Here is a 17715-nt window from a genome sequence, read left to right as displayed (position 1 = left end):
AAGAAGCCCTTGCTTTCCTGCTGCGGCAGCTCACCGACATCAAAAACGAGGTGCCGGACGAGGACGGCATCCGTGAGATTGTGGATCTTTGGAAGAACGAGGACAGCGGTGAGATCGCTCCTGCGTGGTTGGAACACTTGAATCAGCTCATTGATCGACTGGATTCAGAACAGGAGGCACGACAAATGTATATCAAAAAATACTGGGGCAACTTTATTGGCGGTTCTGATGACAGTCTGAACCTTGTGGCATTTTTAGAGGATCAGAAAAAGGAGGAGATCCCCCTCAACGAGATTTTCGCCAAGATCGGTCTGGACAAGCAGAGCTGGGACTTCCGCCAAACCGTGGAGTATCTGGAGTTTACACACTCCGATGGCGTGGAGATGGACTTCCACTTCGCCATTGATGTGGTCACCGATCTGGCCGCCATCCTGCTGGAGTGCAGCGTCAGTGGCAGTGTAAACCTTCAGGATCTGGACGAGTACAACACCCCTGCCCGCCGCATCCGCATCACCGTCACGCCAGAGGAGCATGACGCCATGAACAAGGCACTGGCGGATTTTGCCCAGAATCCGCTGGAATATGACCTCAGTGAGATGATGGACGATGAGGAGATCCAGGAGATGGCTCGGGATGTGGAGGCGCTGCGGAAAGAGCTGTACGAAGCCTCCGGCCGCAACCGGGACTACCATGTAAAGGCGGAAGATGTGAAACATCTGCTTCCCGACTGGGAGGGCGCCGATGGCTGCATCGCCACCAACCGCATCACAGTAGAGGGCCGCAAGGTGGGCTACTGCTACAGGGAGGAGCCGGACGGCGGCTGGGACAGCGGCTGGCGCTTTACCGCCGGTGATGAGAGCGACGAGTACATGGACGACCCTAACAACGCCGGGATCTACAAGCTGAACACGATCTGCAATGACGATCCCGACATCATCCCTTTGCTGAACATCCCCGCTCCCTGCGCCTTTGAGCGGGATGAAAATGGCGTGTTCCAGCAGATCAAAGACTGGAAACCAGATGAGGACGAGGAGGACCCTGATATGGATATTTTGAAGCAGTGCCAGAAGTGGCATGAGGAGGACAAACACCAGAAAATCGTTGACGCACTGGAGGCAATCTCTGCCGAGGAGCGTACCCCGGAAATGGATATGGAGCTGGCCCGCGCCTACAACAATCTGGCGGACTCCAGCGAGCCGGAGGGAAGGAAGCTGCTTCACCAGGCACTGGAACTGATGCAGTCCCATGAGGAGGAACTGGGAGATACTTATTCCTGGAATTTCCGTATGGGGTATGCCTATTATTATCTGGATCAGGAGGGCCGCGCTCTGCGGCATTTTGAAAAAGCTCTGGAACTGCATCCCGGTGATGATCCTAAGCTCAACACCCGACAGGACATGGAGGAACTAATTGACTCGTGCAAAAAGGGTATTTCTCTGCCGCAGTTCTGGGAGTGCTTCCGGGAACGGACAGAGAACTGGTGGGAAACCTTTGCCGAGATGGAAGCAGAGCTGCGCCAGATGATGGACGAGGACAAAGATCACACCCGCGGTGCGGAGATCGTGGCCCAAATGGAGGAAACCCTGAATTTGGTTTTTGACGAGATTTCCTTCGAGATTGGCTTCAACGGCGAAAAGCATGAGCTGATCCTCACCCCGGAGGGGGATAAGGTCAAACTGTTTGAGCTGGTCTACTTCCAGAAGCACGCCCCCAAGGAGGTGCTGGAGCACTGGAATATCCTTGTGGGCCGTCAGCCTCTCCAGAACATCGGCCTGCGTACTGAGGATGTCTGGGACATCTCCGGGGAGGATGTGCAGATCTGGCTGGAGGAGCAGGGTGAAAACAGCTTCGCCATCTCCGCCTACTGCGAAAAGCTGCTGCCTATGCTCCGGGAGGAAGAAGGCCGGGCCTGGTGGATGCTCACTACCTTCACCGACCAAGTGCTGGGCGAGATCTCCCACATGAGATACATAGACAGCTTTGATGTGCTGGAGGAACCCAAGGCAGAGCCGTCCTTCCTCCTGTCCCAGCTGCCCGACAAACTGCGGGAGCAGGGCCTGGAGCTCTCCACCGACCCGGAAGCCTATCTGGAGAGCTACCTTGGTTACAAAATGGAACCCAAACAGGACCCGGACGCCGATTGGCGGCTGGATGTAATGGCCGGTTCCACCTGCTGTGTGCCGCTCATCAACGGCTATCTGAATGCCGACAATGATTTTATGGACGATCTCCATGCCGACGGCGCGGTGGCGGGCTTCTTCTGCTATCCCCTGGATACCCTGCGGGAGGAGGAAGGCAGTCAGAAAATTTTCGACTTCCGGGACAAACTGGAGGAAGTGCTCACCGGCGGGGATGGTTCGGAAGTGCTCACTCTCACCGGCGGGGCTACCGGCCTCTACTGTGGCTATGTGGACTTCATCGCCTGGGACATCCAAGAGGCGCTGAACATGGCGAAAGAGTTCTTTGAAGGCACGGACATCCCATGGGCCATCTTCCACACCTTCCGCCGTGAAGCCGGTTCTGTATCCCTAAAGCAACAAGATGATGGGACAGAAACTGAGAATCAGGATGACGAGTTGGACGAAACGCTGACGGGCATGGACTATATTCCTTACACCCAACAGAACGCCGAAGCATTCTTCGCTCAGCTGGAGCAGTGGAACGACGAAGACGAGTACACCCGCTGTATCCAGGCACTGAATGCCATCCCGGAGAACTGGAGGAACTACCGCACCGCCTACGCCCTGGCCCGTGCACTGGAGAACTACGCCATCATCGGGGACCATGACGAAGGTACTTTGAAATCCAAGGGAGACAAAGCCCTTCTGAGGGCCATTGAGGTGCTGGAGTCCGTCCGGGAGGAAGGCCAGGACAAGGCGGAGTGGAATATGCGGATGGCCTATGGCTATCAGTATCTCTACGGCCAGGAGGAAAAGGCCATTCCCTACGCTCAGCGGTGGGCAGAGTTGGACCCGGAGGATGAAAATGCCCCGGCAGTAATTCGGGAGTGTAAGGCGGAGATTCGGAAACGCCAGCGCAGCCGGAAGAAGAAGGCCAAATTCGTGCCCGGTGATACTCCATTTGAGGGCTTCGACCTCACCAACTTCTGGGATGATAATTGGTATGCACTGAAAGAATATGTCAGTGATCCGCCTTCCGATGAGCTGATTGCCAGCGTGGAGGAGGAACTGGGCTACAAGCTGCCCGCTGCCTACATCTGGCTGATGAAGCAGCACAACGGCGGTATTCCGGTGAACACCTGCTATCCCTGCGATGAGCCTACCTGTTGGTCAGATGATCATGTGGCCATCACCGGCATTTTCGGCATCGGACGAGAAAAGAGCTGCTCCCTCTGTGGAGAGCTGGGCAGCCAGTTTATGATCGATGAGTGGGAGTATCCTGCCATCGGCGTGGCCATCTGCGACTGTCCAAGCGCCGGACACGATATGATTTTCCTGGACTACCGGGCTTGCGGTCCCCAGGGAGAGCCTGCGGTAGTCCATGTGGATCAGGAAAATGACTATAAAATTACCCATCTGGCAGATAGCTTTGAGGAATTTATCCGCGGACTGGAGCATGAATCCCTCTATGATCCGGATGAAGATGTAGAGGGTCTTGAGGATGATGCCGACGAGGAGGAAACCGACCATAAGGGTTCCTTTGCCGGATCTGTGCTCCTCTCCAAAGCAGAGTGGGACAAGGAGCAGTTGATTCGAGATCTGCGGGAAGAATGGGGCATCGTGGACGATGAGCCGGCTGAGGGCGACGAAGATGATGAGAACAGCGATGACGCTGTGGTAATGCGGGTCGGCGGCATGATGCTGATCGTGACACTCTTCCACGGTCACATCCCGGACAATGAAGCGGAGATCAACGCCGAAAACAACTATATGTGGCCAGAGGCCGTAGAGGTGGCCAAAGCGCACAAGGCCCATATCATGGTGGCTGTATTGGGCGAGGAGGAAAAACTGCTGGAACGGGGCAAGCTGTTCACCAAGGCGATGGCAGTGTGCTGCAAGCAGAAATACGCCACCGGTGTCTACACCAGCGGCGTGGTATTTGAGCCTCGTTTCTATGAGGGCCTTGCCGATATGCTCAAAGAGGACGAACTGCCCATCTTCAACTGGGTTTGGTTCGGCCTGTACCGGAGCGAGGGGGGCCTAAACGGCTACACCTACGGCATGGATGTGTTTGGCAAGGAGGAAATGGAGGTGTTGAACACCGACGCTGAGCCGGAGGAACTGCGGGACTTTTTGGCCAGCCTTGCCTCCTATGTGCTGGCGTGTGATGTGACACTGCAAGACGGCGAGACCATCGGTTTTTCTGCGGACGATAAGCACACCATCACCCGCAGCCCCGGCGTCTCCCTGCCGGAGGAACAGATGACCCTGAAGATCGGTTACGAGCCTATAAAGGGAGATCCGGAGGATGACAGCTGCGACCACTCAGACAATGATGACACGCAGGATGAGGAAGAATTCAGTAATCCCGAAGTCTACACCGAGGAGGAGATGGAAGCCGTCGAGGGGCACATTGAGCAGTATTTCGGCAAGTTCGAGAATGTGTTCCATGAGCTGGTTTCTCCCGACATCCATGTGGACATCTGCGTGGTGCCGCCCTCTGAGGAGCGGGACTACTGCACCCTGGTCACCATGGGCATGGGCGCTCACCGGATGAATGTGCCGGAGGAACTGGCGGAATATAAGCTGGAGCGGGCGGAGCTGGCCATTGCCCTGCCTGCGGACTGGAAGCTGGATCAGGAGTCCATGAAAGACGAAAAGTGGTACTGGCCCATCCGCCTGCTGAAATCCTTGGCCCGCCTTCCCATTGCCAGCGATACCTGGCTGGGCTTCGGCCATACCATGGACAATGAGGAGGATTTTGCAAAGGACACAAAGCTGTGCGCCGCCATTCTGACTGGTCCCCAGGATACCGAAGATGGCAGCGAGGTCTGCATCCTGCCGAGTGGCGAGGAGGTCAACTTCTATCAGGTGATTCCTCTCTACCGGGATGAATTGGAATATAAGCTGGCCCATGACGCGGACGCCCTGCTGGGCAAAATGAACGGCATCAGCTTTGTGGTGGAGCCTGATCGTCAGGATGCTATCACCCGTGGCACCCTTTCCAATGATGATTTTGACGGTGAGATGGACGATGCCTCCTATCATATCGAGAGCATTGAGGAGAAGGAACTGCCAATTGACCCCATCAACGCTTATAACCACATGGCCATCTACCTGCGCTGGTGCATGGAGCACGAACTGATGGGCGAGGACTTCCTGAAAGAACACGGCGAAGTGGTCAAACAGGTCAAAGCCGACCCTGCCAGCGTAGACCTGAGGGCATTCATCCAAGATGAGCTGGACGGCTGCCTGTTCTCTGTGCTGTTCAATCAGCAAGGTCGCGCCTTTGCCGGCTATTACTACGGAGAGGGCGACAGTCCCTACTATCCCGCCGACATTGACGACAATGCCCTCCGCTTCTTCGGCCCGGAACGGTATCACTCCAATGAGTTCCAGCAGGAGGCATACCTGTTCATCCCCTTTGACGAGGACTACTATCAGGCTATGGCAGAGGTGATCGGGGAACGGTTTGAAAACTGGCAGGGACAGGACTTCGACGAGGATACGCTGGAGCCTTCCGAGGTTGCTCAGGCCATCATGGAGTATCTGGACTGCGAGTGTACCTATTTCCCATCCATGGCAGATGATGACCCCATCATGTCGGCATACAGCTACGCCCAGCGGCTGGGGGTACGGGAGGGCTTTGTTCCCGTGCTCATCAAGGCGGATGATGAAACGCTGTTGGAGTGTCTGGTGATGAACGCCGATCCGGAGCACAATGCGGACTTCTACGAATTTGACCTCAAAACAGTAGAGGAGTATCGAAAGAAGATGCTCTCCGCTCCCATCAAGGACGGAAAGGCGGTTCTGGAGGAATTGACCGGCCAGCGCAAGGAAGAAGCCGAGGACGATGACATGGACTGGGAGGCGGAAGTCCTGGGCGAGATGGAGGGCGGCTATGACAATGACCGCTTCTCCTGCTATTGGGATTCGGATAGCCACATGACCTATCCGCTCATTCTGGCCAAAATTCCGGTCAAGAACCCCTGGGAGATCTTCGCCTATCTGCCCTTTGGAAATTGGAATGAGTGCCCCGACACGCCGGACCTGATGGCAGTGGCGAAATACTGGTTCGAGCAGCATGGTGCCATCCCTGCCGCCATGAGCCACGATGAATTGGAGTTTGAACTTCCGACTCCGATCTCCAAGGAAAGAGCTATGGAAGTGGCTGTGGAGCAATATGGCTTCTGCCCAGATCTGGATCAGAATGAGGATGGAAGCATTGGCTCCTTGGCAGATGTCCTGTGGCAGTCCACTGTCTGGTATTTCTGGTGGGATTGATGGGAGGTGCGACCAATGACAGAATATCAGAAAACCTATATCGAACTAAAAAAACAGTTTGTTGCGACCAATGAAGGTCCAGACAATGTCCGCGCTCTATATACCTTCAAGGAAGAACTTGAGCAGAGTGAGGATCAGCAGGCCAAGGAAGTGCTGGTGGATGTATATGACCTGCTGGACTTTAAGAAGGACGCCTACGAACTGCTCTGCCAAATCGGAAATCGTTCCGATAAAAAGACCCTCAAGCGGCTGGGCACGCTGAAGGACTATGCGGAAAACTGGGGCAATCATTATGCTCTCCCCAAGCCCAAAACGCCGGAGGAAAAGCAGAAAGAGAAGGAACGGCAGGCCCAGCTGGGCCTGCCCGCCTTCCGGTATCACCCAAACCCTCTGGAAACTGGGGCTTTTGAGGAATCCGCAGACGGCGTTGTCTGCGACTGCTGTGGCAAGACGACCCATATTTTCTATACAGCCCCCTTTTACGCCGTGGAGGATATTGCATATCTGTGCCCAGAGTGCATCGCCAACGGCGAAGCAGCCCGGAAATATGACGGTAGTTTTCAAGATGATTTCTCTGTGGATGATGGTGTAGACGATCCGGAGAAGCTGGACGAGCTGATCCACCGCACCCCCGGCTACTCCGGCTGGCAGCAGGAATACTGGCGCGCCCACTGCGGCGACTACTGCGCCTACCTGGGCCATGTGGGTGCCAGGGAACTGCGGGCCCTGGGTGTGCTGGAGGAGGTACTGGACGATCCGATGTGGGACGATGAGCAAAAAGAAATGATCCGGGAATCTGTCAATGGCGGGCATCTGCAATGCTATCTGTTCCAGTGCCTCCACTGCGGAAAACACCTGGTCTGGATGGATTTTGATTGAAAAGGAGACATTACTATGGGACTTGACATCTACGCCGGGACGCTGACCCGGTACTATTCTCACAACTGGAAAACTGTTGTGCAGCAGTGGGCGGAGGAAAACGGATACTCTTTCAACCGCATCACCCCGGATGGAGAACCCGCCGACAACGAGGAGGAGCTGTCCTCGGCCGAGGTTCAGGCGGCGGTGGAGAACTGGCGGGATCAGATCTTAGCCGCCATTTCCCAGCCGAACCAACCGCCCTACACTCCATGGCCGGAGGACAACGAGCGGCCCTATTACACCGATAAGCCGGATTGGGATGCCTTTGGCGCTATGCTGCTGGTGGCCGCCTGTCGTACATACGAGGAACCGGTGCCTTCCACCGTGGAGAAGGACTGGATCTTCGGGGAGCATCCTCTGGTCGCCCGCCTTGCATCAGATGAGGAGCGGGTGTGGTCCCTGTTTCGTGGGGCTACCTGGTGGCTCCCTCTTTCTGACAGCTTTCTGTTCCAAGGGTCCTTGCCTACCGATGACACCGCCGCTATCGCCACCTTGGGCGGACTGCGGAAGGAGCTGGAAAAGCTGAACCAGCTGGCATGGCAGGCCGATGAGGACACCATCCTTGGCTGGGCAGACACGGAGGGATACCCGGTAGACGGAACCGTAGACTCAGATGGACAGTACAGCAAGGCAGACATCCCGGAACACACCCAGTATGACACCCAATCCCTGGCCAAGTTCGCCTTCTCCATGTTCTGGCGGGCCATGCGGTTTGCCGAGGAACAGCAGGTGCCTATCCTGCTTGATTATTAAGGAGGAAACCAAATGAGCAATAAAGCTTTCCAGCAAAATCTGGACGACAAAAAAGGCCCCCAGCCCGGAGGTCCCTATCTCATTCAGATGCTGTTCAAAGAGCCGGTAGAAATGCCGGATAAAGAAAAAATGACTGCCATAATGGAGAAGCACATCGGATCAACAGAGTGCTTCTGTTATGATAAGAAAATGGCCGGCTTTGCCGCCCTGGATCATGTCGCGGAATTTCAGGACGGCAAGTGCCCGGTACAGCTGATGGTGATGAAATGCGACAAGTTCAAGGGCAAAGGCTTTGTTGCCTTTCTGATGAGCCAGATGTGGGACTGCCAGGAAGACCGTGACCGGATCTTCCGGGAGTGCAAATATCAGGTGGTGGCCACCGATATGCTGACTGCGGCGCTTCCAGCGCTGGAGCGTGCCAACCTGGATGCCGACTTTCTGGAGGCTCTGGCAGAGCTGTACCCCACCTGTGAGGCGTTCTATTTCCAGAACTGCGGCAAGCTGTTTCTGGCAGAGGATGTGCGCTCACATCAGATTGAGGGGCCGGATCGGTTCATCCGCTTTGGCGTCAATGCCCGTTTCTTCAACATCGAGGGCACGGAGGATATGCTCATCGACACGGTGGGCATGAGCACCCTGTTTTTGCCGGATCTCCAGTACCACTTCCACGGCATGGACCCCAACTGGGTGGTAAACCACGCCTATAATGCAGCGTCCTATATTCTGGAGCATGATAACCCCATTGAGGATGGGGAAACCATAGACGGCGTGGCGGATGGCCAGATGTGCCGGGAGATCCAGTGGAAGTGCCAATATGAAGATGCCTTGATCCAGCCGCCCAGAGGGGTGCTGGACATCAACATGGGAAACTATGCTTCGGGAGGACGCTGAATGAATGGCGTTGTGCTCCTGGTAGGCGGACTTCTGCTTGTGGCGGTGATCAAGCTGATTATAGATCGAAATTGGATCGGCCTGCTTCTCTGTGCTGTCGCCCTGCTTCTGGTCTTTGGGGCTGGACACCATACAAAATAGGCCATTTTAAGAATCGAGGAGGTGAAGTATGCAGAATTCAACAAATATGCGGATACTGGAATTACTCCGGTTTCTCTATGAGCGGACCGATGAAAACCATCCCGCCACAGTATCTGACATCATTGCCCATCTGAATGGAAAAGGAATTCAGGCAGTGCGGCAGACTGTTTACGCAGATACCAATGCGCTGATCGATGCGGGGATTGATATTGTAGTGGTTAAGAGTACCCAAAACCAATATTTTATGGGAAACCGCCTGTTTGAGTATCCAGAACTGAAAATGCTGACAGACGCAGTAGCATCCTCGAAGATCATTTCTGCCAAGAAGTCTGAGGAGCTGGTGCAGAAATTATGCCGTCTGACCAGTCTACATCAGGCAAAGCAGCTTCAAAAATTTGCTGCTTTATCCAGCCGTGTCAAACCGCATAATGAAAAGGTTTACTACATCATTGACAATATCCAAACAGCGATTGGAAACCATCAGCAAATTCGGTTCCAATACTATGAATATACTCAAGAAAAAAAGAAAATCTTAAAGCATGATGGATATTATTATGTCGTAAATCCTTATGCGCTTGAATGGAAAAATGACCATTACTATTTGATTGGATTTTCTCTGAAGCATCAGAAAATTGCTCACTTCCGTGTAGATCGGCTAACAAGTGTAGAAAATCTGGAAACTTACTTTATGCCGATAGAGGGATTTGATGTAGCCTCCTATACAAATAAAATGGTTGATATGTTTACATCGGAGTCATCGAAGGAAGTAACCCTTCTATGTGAAAACGAATTGATGAGAGTAATCATAGATCATTATGGAGAAGATGCTGCTGTTGATAGGTATGATGATACACACTTCACAGCCAAAATTGAAGTGAACCCCAGTGGAACTTTTTATGGCTGGATATTCAAATTCAAAGGGAAAATAAAAATTCTCTCTCCCAAAGAGTGCATTACGGAAATGCAGCAAATCGCTCAGGAATTTATATAGCGCAAAAGAGGTGTTATTGATTTTTAACACCTCTTTTCAAATGAAATTTTTATCCTTGAAGTGAACAGATGTTCGATATACAATATAAGCAAGATGTTCGCAGTTCGTCGAACAAATGAGAGGTGAATGCTGTGGGCAATATAACTTTTGGATCATTTATAGCCGAGAAACGCAAGGCGCACAAATTCAATTTACGCGATACAGCCAAGCATTTGAATATTGCTTACGGTTATCTGTGTGATATTGAGCAAAGCCGCCGTCCTGCACCCAATGGAGATTTTGTGGAACGCATCTCTGCCTTTCTGAATTTGGATAAATCAGAACATGAGTTGCTTTTGGATCTGGCTGCAAAATCACGCAATACAGTATCTGCTGATTTGCCAGACTATATCATGGAAAAAGATATTGTTCGGGCAGCCTTGCGTGTGGCAAAAGAAGTAGATGCTACCGATGAAGAATGGCAGACATTTATGAAAATGCTAAAGGAGCGTAAACGATAGGGGGGAGAGCTTTGTCAATTCCACAAATCCGTACAGAAGCAATCGAGGCAGTAGGGCGAAAAATCCTGATGGAATATGATCCCTCTCTGCTATCCGGGCAACCATGTCCTGTGCCAATCGAAACCATTATCGAGACAAAGTTTGATCTAATCCTGGAGTTTCATACACTAAGAAAAAACCCCAAGATATTAGGGGAAACAATTTTCGATGACGGTGCTGTTGTCTTATATGACCAGATACAGAGACAGTATCGAATGATTGCAGTAAGAGCCGGTACAATCTTAATTGATGAACGGCTTTGTGATCCGTCAAAATTAGGGCGGCTCCGTTTTACCTGTGCCCATGAGCTGGCTCATTGGGTACTACATAAGAAGTTGTACTCTGGTACTGGAGATGTTGCTGCTTATAACGGAAATGTTTCTTCCGACGAAAGTCATGGCATAATTGAGCGTCAGGCGGATACTCTGGCCTCTGCTCTGCTGATGCCTTTACCGCAGATCAAAAAATGTTTTTACCGGCTTAGAATAGGCCGGACAGATGAACAGCTCATTGCTGAAATGGCAAATATTTTTGAGGTTTCCAAGCAAGCAATGCAGATTCGTCTAAAATCCAGGAACCTGATATAACCAAAGGGGGGGAATCGAGGGAGGCACTGCCCTCTCTCACGCTCCTCTGCTATGCTATTTTGTACCTAATATGTTCGCAATATTGCGAACAAGGAGGGATATTCTATGAGAAAAGAAAGTACAACAATCCAAAAATGTAACAGCAGGCTAACAGCTTTGGGGTTTAACAGCGACGCTGCGTTTCATAGAAGTAAGCTGATTCTAAAGATTTACCGTGATGTAATCTGGGTTCTGAGTGAACGGGCAGAAGAATTACAAGAAACTGCTTGGATTATGGGAGAACAAGATATAGAGTCTGGCCTCTGCTATCTTGAAAATTTTGCACCAGATATTGAACTGCAAGCCTTTGAAGAAAAAGTTTGCTGCCTTGTTCAAAATCAAATGCTGGTCAATATTATTGACCGTGCACTCCTTCGTCTGAAACGGTATCCGGATCGAGGAGAACTTTACTATGAAATTTTGACTAAGCAATTCATCTATCGGTTTAACAGTACAGAGAAAGAATTGCTGGAAGAACTAAATATAGAACGCAGTGTCTTTTATGACCGAAAACGAGAAGCCATCTATTTATTTTCTGTTTGCTTGTTTGGATATTCTATTCCAGAAGTCCTGGAGGAGCTGCCCCGACTAAATTCCGACTAAATCCCGACAAATCCCCGACCTAATCCCTACTCCCTTCCGACTTCCGACCTGCTATACTTGTTATAGTGGCAGGAATGCGCTAAATTGAATACTTTTCTACATAAGGCCCGGCATTAACCGGGCTTTTTTCATTCCTGCTGCAATATGGCGGCAGGAACATGGCTGGAGGTGAAAACACTTCCGGCCTTTTTCTTTGCCCGGTATTAGGAGGCCGGTATGCGCTGGGAGGCGTACATAGCAAAATATCCATGACACCGTTCAAATTCGCTGACTACCAAGAATTTGAACGGAGGAAAGGATATGACGAGAGTATTCATTTGGAAAAATAACAGCCCACAGGAATGGGAGGAAATCAGTTTTTCAGCGTTCAGTAAGGCACGCCGCAATGGTTGCTTTACTGGGCGCTTTTTTGTTGAAACAGTCAAAATGTTCCGTGATGAAGATGACCGCATTATCATGGAATGTTCTCGCAAAGATTTTGAAAAATACCAACAGGAGGACCGCCACAGCCGCTATCTCCAGGAACATGAGAAAAGTCGCTCTATATTCCCGGCTTCTCATGTGGGAGATCGTGACGGCACAGAGGAAGGTTATCAGGATACAGATTTGTTTGTGGATGAATCTGTTGATACTGCGGAACAAGCTATTCAGAATTTACTTCTTGAGGATTTACACCAAGCTCTATTGAAACTGAGTCCAGCAGAACGAGATTTTATATTGTCCTATTATGAAATGAAAATACCAAATGCAACTTGTTTAGCCCAACGATATGGTATTACTCGGCAAGCCGCAGATAAGCGATTGAAAAAAATTGAAGAAAAAATAAAAAAGTTGGTTGCGATTTTCTAAAAAAGTGGCAGTAGCAAGTGAGAGGGAAATCCTTTCACTTGCACCTTGACAACCTCATATACGAATCATTAAGTTTGATCCTCTTTGGGCGTAATAGCCGCTACATCAGCGGTATATTTTCTGAGAGCTGCCACTCACATAACAGGCCAACCCATTTTTGCTGTATAGATGAGTTTGCAGTTCATCAGAAATATATCAGGCTGGAATACATCGGATGGCGTCCGGTCATGGCATAACAAGGAGGAAAGCTCTCTTACAGCCATAGTCCGAGCGTGATAACAACCGTCGCAGGCCATGGGTAAGACCAAACGAAGTGGAGGTGAAATTCCTGAGAAGCAGGCCAGCCATCTGCGGCTTAATGATTACCCAAGTCCCTGGGGTGTCGTGGACAAGTAAGGGATAAAACAGGCGCTAAATTGAAGGAGACTCTGTAATTTGCAGAGCCTCCTTCTTACATAATCAAATCTCAAAACATAGGAGGATGAACATGAAAGAAGATTGGATTTATAAGCGTGGGGATTTATATTATGCCAATTTGAACCCTTATTTTGGATCAGAGCAAGGCGGCACCCGTCCTGTGCTGGTTCTTCAAAACAATGTGGGGAATTTTTTCTGCCCCACTTTGATCGTAGCTCCGCTCACCAGTAAATGGATTAAGAAAAAGGAGCTGCCCACACACTATGCACTGGAGAGCGTTCCAGAGCTTGGACTGAAATCTGTTGTTCTGCTGGAGCAAATTAAAACGATTGATAAAAGGCGTGTTTTATCGTACATTGGGCGCGTATCTCGCGAAGAAATGAGAGCGATTGATGATGCTCTGCAAGTTAGTTTAGATATTCATATTCCGGAGGAAATGGAGGCTCCGTAAGGCCACTTACCGGATAAAGGAGGCGTTTTTATGTTTGAAGCAAGAATTGCGGAATTGAACCGCTTTAATGAACAAAATCCTGTCAGCTATGACAAAAGAACCTATACGGTCGATGAGATTCAGGACATTCTGGGTATCAGTCGTCCCACAGCATATAATCTGGTAAAACAGGGTGTATTCCACAGCGTCAGAGTCGGCGGTCATATCCGCATTTCCAAAAAGAGCTTTGATGACTGGCTGGATCACGCAGATGAATGATTTGTCAAGGATGCCGATCTCCAAATCGACATCCTTAACTTTTTTTCTGCTTTCTCTTACAATGAGGCCATAGCAAGAAAAACTTTATAGAGGAGGCAAAAGCCATGCAAAAACAAAGAGTAAAGACCAGTATGTCTGTACCAGAGATGGGCAAAATGCTTGGGCTTGGTAAAGTAGAATCCTACTGGTTGGTTAAAAAGAACTATTTCAAAACAATTCAAGTGGCCGGACGAATGAGAGTTATGCTGGATAGCTTTGAAGATTGGTATGCCGGCCAGTTCCACTATAAAAAAGTGGATGGTACACCGCCCGGAGAGAAATGGAGGCATACTACGATGTCAGTTCCGGAAATGGCGGATCTTTTGGGGCTGAAATCTGGCACAGCTTATGACCTTGTTAAAAGGGGCTATTTTGAGACGACCTTGATTGATCGAAGAATTCGTATCATTACCAGCAGTTTTGAAGCCTGGTATCAAAAGCAAACTCATTATGTGAAAATCTCAGAAAGGAGCAATGAAAATGGCATCTATCGTGAAGCGTAAAAGCAAATATTCTGTGGTGTATGATTACACAGATGAAAACGGAAAACGCAGACAGCGTTGGGAAACCTTCAGCACAAATGCAGAAGCAAAAAAACGAAAAAAGCAAATTGAGTATGAGCAGGACTCTGGAACCTTCTTTATTCCTACGGCAAAGACCCTGAACGATCTGCTCGATGAATATATGTCCATCTATGGTGTAAATACCTGGGCAATGTCAACATATGAAAGCCGCCGTGGTCTGGCGAGAAACTACATAACTCCTATTATCGGAGATATGTTACTATCCGACATCACTCCAAGGATGATGGATAAGTATTACCGTGATCTGCTCTCTGTGAAAACGGTAAGCGTCAACAACCGCAAACCCACAAGCGAATATCTGACCCCGCATACAGTAAGAGAAATTCACAAGCTACTTCGCAGTGCCTTTAATCAGGCGGTGCGTTGGGAACTAATCAGCCGTAACCCTGTCCTGAATGCGACACTTCCCAAAGAAGAACATAAAGAACGGGATATATGGACTGCCGAAACGCTGAGCAAGGCTATGGAAGTCTGTGATGATCCTATCCTCTCCCTTGCCTTAAATCTGGCGTTCTCCTGCTCTTTACGCATTGGCGAAATGCTGGGCCTTACCTGGGACTGCATTGATATTGCACCACAGAGCATAGAAAATGGTTCAGCTTATATATTCGTCAACAAAGAGCTGCAACGGGTTACACGAGGTGCATTGGACGATTTGAGCGACAAAGGTGTTATTAAGAAGTTTCCACCTTGCATAGCCAGTACCCATACTGCTCTGGTCCTGAAAGAGCCTAAAACCAAAACCAGTATTCGCCGCGTGTACCTGCCGAAAACAGTTGCCTATATGCTGGTAGAGAGAAAAAAAGAAATTGATGAGCTGATGGATCTGTTTGGAGATGAATACATCGACAATAACCTGGTCTTTTGCTCCAGCAATGGCCGTCCGATGGAAAGTCAGGTGATTAACCGTGCTTTCAATAAACTTATCAAAGAAAACGGACTGCCTCATGTTGTGTTCCATTCTCTTCGCCACTCCAGCATCACCTACAAGCTGAAACTCAATGGCGGCGATATGAAATCAGTCCAGGGTGACTCTGGTCATGCTCAGGTTAAAATGGTTGCGGATGTCTATTCTCACATCATCGACGAGGATCGGTGCATAAACGCTCAGCGATTGGAGGAAGCTTTTTATTCCTCTAAGACTCCTGACCCTGTTGAAGATACAGAGCCTAAAACTGCGGATACTGCCGTCACTGAAAGTGATGAAAGTGATGCAGCGAAGATACTGGAACTGCTTAAAAATCCCGAAACTGCCGCACTGCTCAAGCAGCTGGCAAAAGCTTTATAAAGTCCCTCCCTCAGAAGAACGCCTCTCACTTTGTGAGAGGTTTTCTTCGTTTGAACCACTTTGCACAGTGACCAAACACTTTTTTTGTTAGCAAGGTTCTGAAAGCATTTTTGAGCGATGTTAGCAAATTCGCGATTTTGTTTGCAACTTCCTCTAATTTCTGCTAACAAATGTTTGCAAGTTCCTTTGGTAAAAATCGAACCTCTGACTTACCGCCTTTCTTAGCAAAAGGCCAAATCTCGTTAGCAAATGTTAGCAAACCAAGGTTTTTTGCAAAAAAGCCACAAAAGCCGCAGAAATAAGAAAAGCCGAAAACCCTGATAAATCAAAGGTTTTCGGCGTGTTTGCTGGCGTCCCTGGCGGGATTCGAACCCACGGCCTTTCGCTTAGGAGGCGAACGCTCTATCCTGCTGAGCTACAGAGACTTATATTAAATTGAGACTGGCAACGATCACTTTTCCCCGTAAGGCAGCTGGTAGAGCACAACCTTAGGAGGCGAACGCTCTATCCTGCTGAGCTACAGAGACTTATATTAAATTGAGACTGGCAACGATCACTTTTCCCCGTAAGGCAGCTGGTAGAGCACAACCTTAGGAGGCGTGTGCTCTATCCAGCTGAGCTACTGAGACATTTTTAAGATTTATGCAATTTTCACTGCTCGAAGGAATCGAACAATCTGCCGCTTAGGAGGCGACCGCTCTATCCAACTGAGCTACGGGGGCGTATACAGAAAATATTCAATTTCACAGGGCTCCAGGATTCGAACGATTCGATTGTTAGGAGGGGGACGCTCTATCCAGCTGAGCTATTGGCGCATATTGTTTGACATCGGAGCAAGCGGGTTTCCGCTTGCTCCGATGTATGGTGGAGGCGGGGGGAGTTGAACCCCCGTCCGAAAACACATCCACAAAAACTTCTCCGGGCGCAGACGGTTATCCTGGGAGTCTTGCTCTCCCGGTTCCCCTTCCCCCCGGCAAGCCGTCACGCCTTGGGGTCGGGTAAGCTTCATGATGCATGGTGCGGGCAAAGCTTACCGCACGCACGTCCGCCACTAAACGACGCCTGATCCGGGCTCGTGGCCCTTCCCGGTCAGACGGCCGCCTTTAATTAGGCAGCGTAAGAGTATTCGTAGTTGTTCTTTAATTTATAAAGAATGCCCGTTTTAAGGTGGCCAGGCGCCACCGCCCGCTATTCCTGCTTCAGCGTCCCCGTCGAAACCGGTACGCCCCCGCGTCGGCGCAAGCTCCGTATCCCTCGCTTCCGCCTTGCGGCGAAAGCTCGCTCACTTTGCTGCGCCTCCTTTCCAAAACAAACCCGCTTCGCTGGGCTTTGTTTTGGGGCGGCCTGCGGCCGCTGGGGAGAAAATTTATGACGATCTTCTCTCGTCCTGAGTTGGACAAGAGAAGGTGATCAACCAGAAAATCAGACCTTCTCGGGTTCGGGGTAGTCCACGCCGAAGGTGTCCACGGTGACGGACTTCATGCGCTGGTCCTCACGGGGACGGTCGTTCCAGTCGGTTTTGGCGGAGACGATGGCGTCGGCCACGTCCATGCCCTCAATGACCTTGCCGAAGGCGGCATACTGGCCGTCCAGGTGGGGGGCCTTCTCCACCATGATGAAGAACTGGCTGCCGGCGGAGTCGGGGTCCATAGCACGGGCCATGGACAGCACGCCCCGGTCATGGACCAGGTCGTTCTTCACGCCGTTCTGGGAAAACTCGCCCTTGATGGAGTAGCCGGGGCCGCCCATGCCGTTGCCGTTGGGACAGCCGCCCTGGATCATAAAGCCGGGGATGCAGCGGTGGAAGATCAGGCCGTTATAAAAGCCCTTTTTCACCAGGCTGATGAAGTTGTTCACGCTGTTGGGGGCCACGTCGGGGTAGAGCTCGGCCTTGATGATGCCGCCGTCTTCCATTTCAAAAGTCACAACAGGGTTCTGAGCCATAAGGCATCATTCCTTT

Annotated in this window: 14 protein-coding genes, 1 tRNA gene and 1 other RNA gene; 13 read left to right on the top strand and 3 right to left on the bottom strand. The window is 50.6% G+C overall.

Going from position 1 to position 17715, the window contains the following annotated elements; translation table 11 throughout:
• Positions 1–185 precede the first annotated feature (185 nt).
• From H8S55_RS04365 to H8S55_RS04305, 13 genes are all read left to right on the top strand, one after another.
• Positions 186–6404, top strand: a complete 6219-nt coding sequence (locus H8S55_RS04365) for an immunity protein Imm33 domain-containing protein (RefSeq protein WP_436233137.1) — start codon at positions 186–188, stop codon at positions 6402–6404.
• Positions 6405–6419: 15 nt separating this feature from the next.
• Positions 6420–7283, top strand: a complete 864-nt coding sequence (locus tag H8S55_RS04360; protein ID WP_020225633.1) for a CbrC family protein — start codon at positions 6420–6422, stop codon at positions 7281–7283.
• 15 nt (positions 7284–7298) lie between these two features.
• Positions 7299–8078 carry a hypothetical protein gene (locus H8S55_RS04355; protein ID WP_024724967.1) on the top strand — a complete coding sequence of 260 codons (780 nt, stop codon included), beginning with the start codon at positions 7299–7301 and terminating at the stop codon, positions 8076–8078.
• A 12-nt stretch (positions 8079–8090) separates the two neighbouring features.
• Positions 8091–8969: a DUF4261 domain-containing protein gene (locus H8S55_RS04350; RefSeq protein WP_186877967.1), complete on the top strand. Its 879-nt coding sequence runs from the start codon at positions 8091–8093 to the stop codon at positions 8967–8969.
• Positions 8970–9138: 169 nt separating this feature from the next.
• Positions 9139–10101: a helix-turn-helix transcriptional regulator gene (locus tag H8S55_RS04345; RefSeq protein WP_006773000.1), complete on the top strand. Its 963-nt coding sequence runs from the start codon at positions 9139–9141 to the stop codon at positions 10099–10101.
• A gap of 131 nt (positions 10102–10232) precedes the next feature.
• Positions 10233–10601 carry a helix-turn-helix domain-containing protein gene (locus tag H8S55_RS04340; RefSeq protein ID WP_002569119.1) on the top strand — a complete coding sequence of 123 codons (369 nt, stop codon included), beginning with the start codon at positions 10233–10235 and terminating at the stop codon, positions 10599–10601.
• Positions 10602–10669: 68 nt separating this feature from the next.
• Positions 10670–11227, top strand: coding sequence for an ImmA/IrrE family metallo-endopeptidase (locus tag H8S55_RS04335; protein ID WP_008982545.1), 558 nt, complete (start codon positions 10670–10672; stop codon positions 11225–11227).
• Between the two features lie 105 nt (positions 11228–11332).
• Positions 11333–11869: a hypothetical protein gene (locus H8S55_RS04330; RefSeq protein ID WP_186877966.1), complete on the top strand. Its 537-nt coding sequence runs from the start codon at positions 11333–11335 to the stop codon at positions 11867–11869.
• A gap of 300 nt (positions 11870–12169) precedes the next feature.
• Positions 12170–12718: a sigma-70 family RNA polymerase sigma factor gene (locus tag H8S55_RS04325; protein ID WP_006059623.1), complete on the top strand. Its 549-nt coding sequence runs from the start codon at positions 12170–12172 to the stop codon at positions 12716–12718.
• 487 nt (positions 12719–13205) lie between these two features.
• The gene (locus H8S55_RS04320) at positions 13206–13586 is read left to right on the top strand and encodes a type II toxin-antitoxin system PemK/MazF family toxin (RefSeq protein WP_002569115.1); all 381 of its coding nucleotides are present in this window, start codon (positions 13206–13208) and stop codon (positions 13584–13586) included.
• Positions 13587–13616: 30 nt separating this feature from the next.
• Complete coding sequence (locus tag H8S55_RS04315) at positions 13617–13844, top strand: helix-turn-helix domain-containing protein (RefSeq protein WP_002569114.1); 228 nt, start codon at positions 13617–13619, stop codon at positions 13842–13844.
• Positions 13845–13948: 104 nt separating this feature from the next.
• Complete coding sequence (locus tag H8S55_RS04310) at positions 13949–14386, top strand: helix-turn-helix domain-containing protein (RefSeq protein ID WP_002569113.1); 438 nt, start codon at positions 13949–13951, stop codon at positions 14384–14386.
• Entirely contained in the window at positions 14364–15755 is a 1392-nt protein-coding gene (locus tag H8S55_RS04305; protein WP_007862346.1) for a tyrosine-type recombinase/integrase, read from the top strand. The genes H8S55_RS04310 and H8S55_RS04305 overlap by 23 nt, the downstream gene beginning before the upstream one ends.
• Positions 15756–16103: 348 nt before the next feature.
• Here H8S55_RS04305 and H8S55_RS04300 read toward each other — a convergent pair.
• From H8S55_RS04300 to H8S55_RS04290, 3 genes are all read right to left on the bottom strand, one after another.
• A tRNA-Arg gene (locus H8S55_RS04300) sits at positions 16104–16180 on the bottom strand.
• Between the two features lie 437 nt (positions 16181–16617).
• Positions 16618–16985, bottom strand: a transfer-messenger RNA (tmRNA) gene (ssrA, locus tag H8S55_RS04295).
• Between the two features lie 192 nt (positions 16986–17177).
• Positions 17178–17699, bottom strand: a complete 522-nt coding sequence (locus H8S55_RS04290) for a peptidylprolyl isomerase (protein WP_186877965.1) — start codon at positions 17697–17699, stop codon at positions 17178–17180.
• Positions 17700–17715 lie beyond the last annotated feature (16 nt).

The sequence above is a fragment of the Flintibacter faecis genome (genome assembly GCF_014287875.1).
In the GTDB taxonomy this organism is placed as follows: Bacteria; Bacillota; Clostridia; order Oscillospirales; family Oscillospiraceae; genus Lawsonibacter; species Lawsonibacter faecis_A.
The sequence above is the reverse complement of the archived record's forward strand: the minus strand, read 5'-3'. Positions and strand labels throughout refer to the sequence as shown.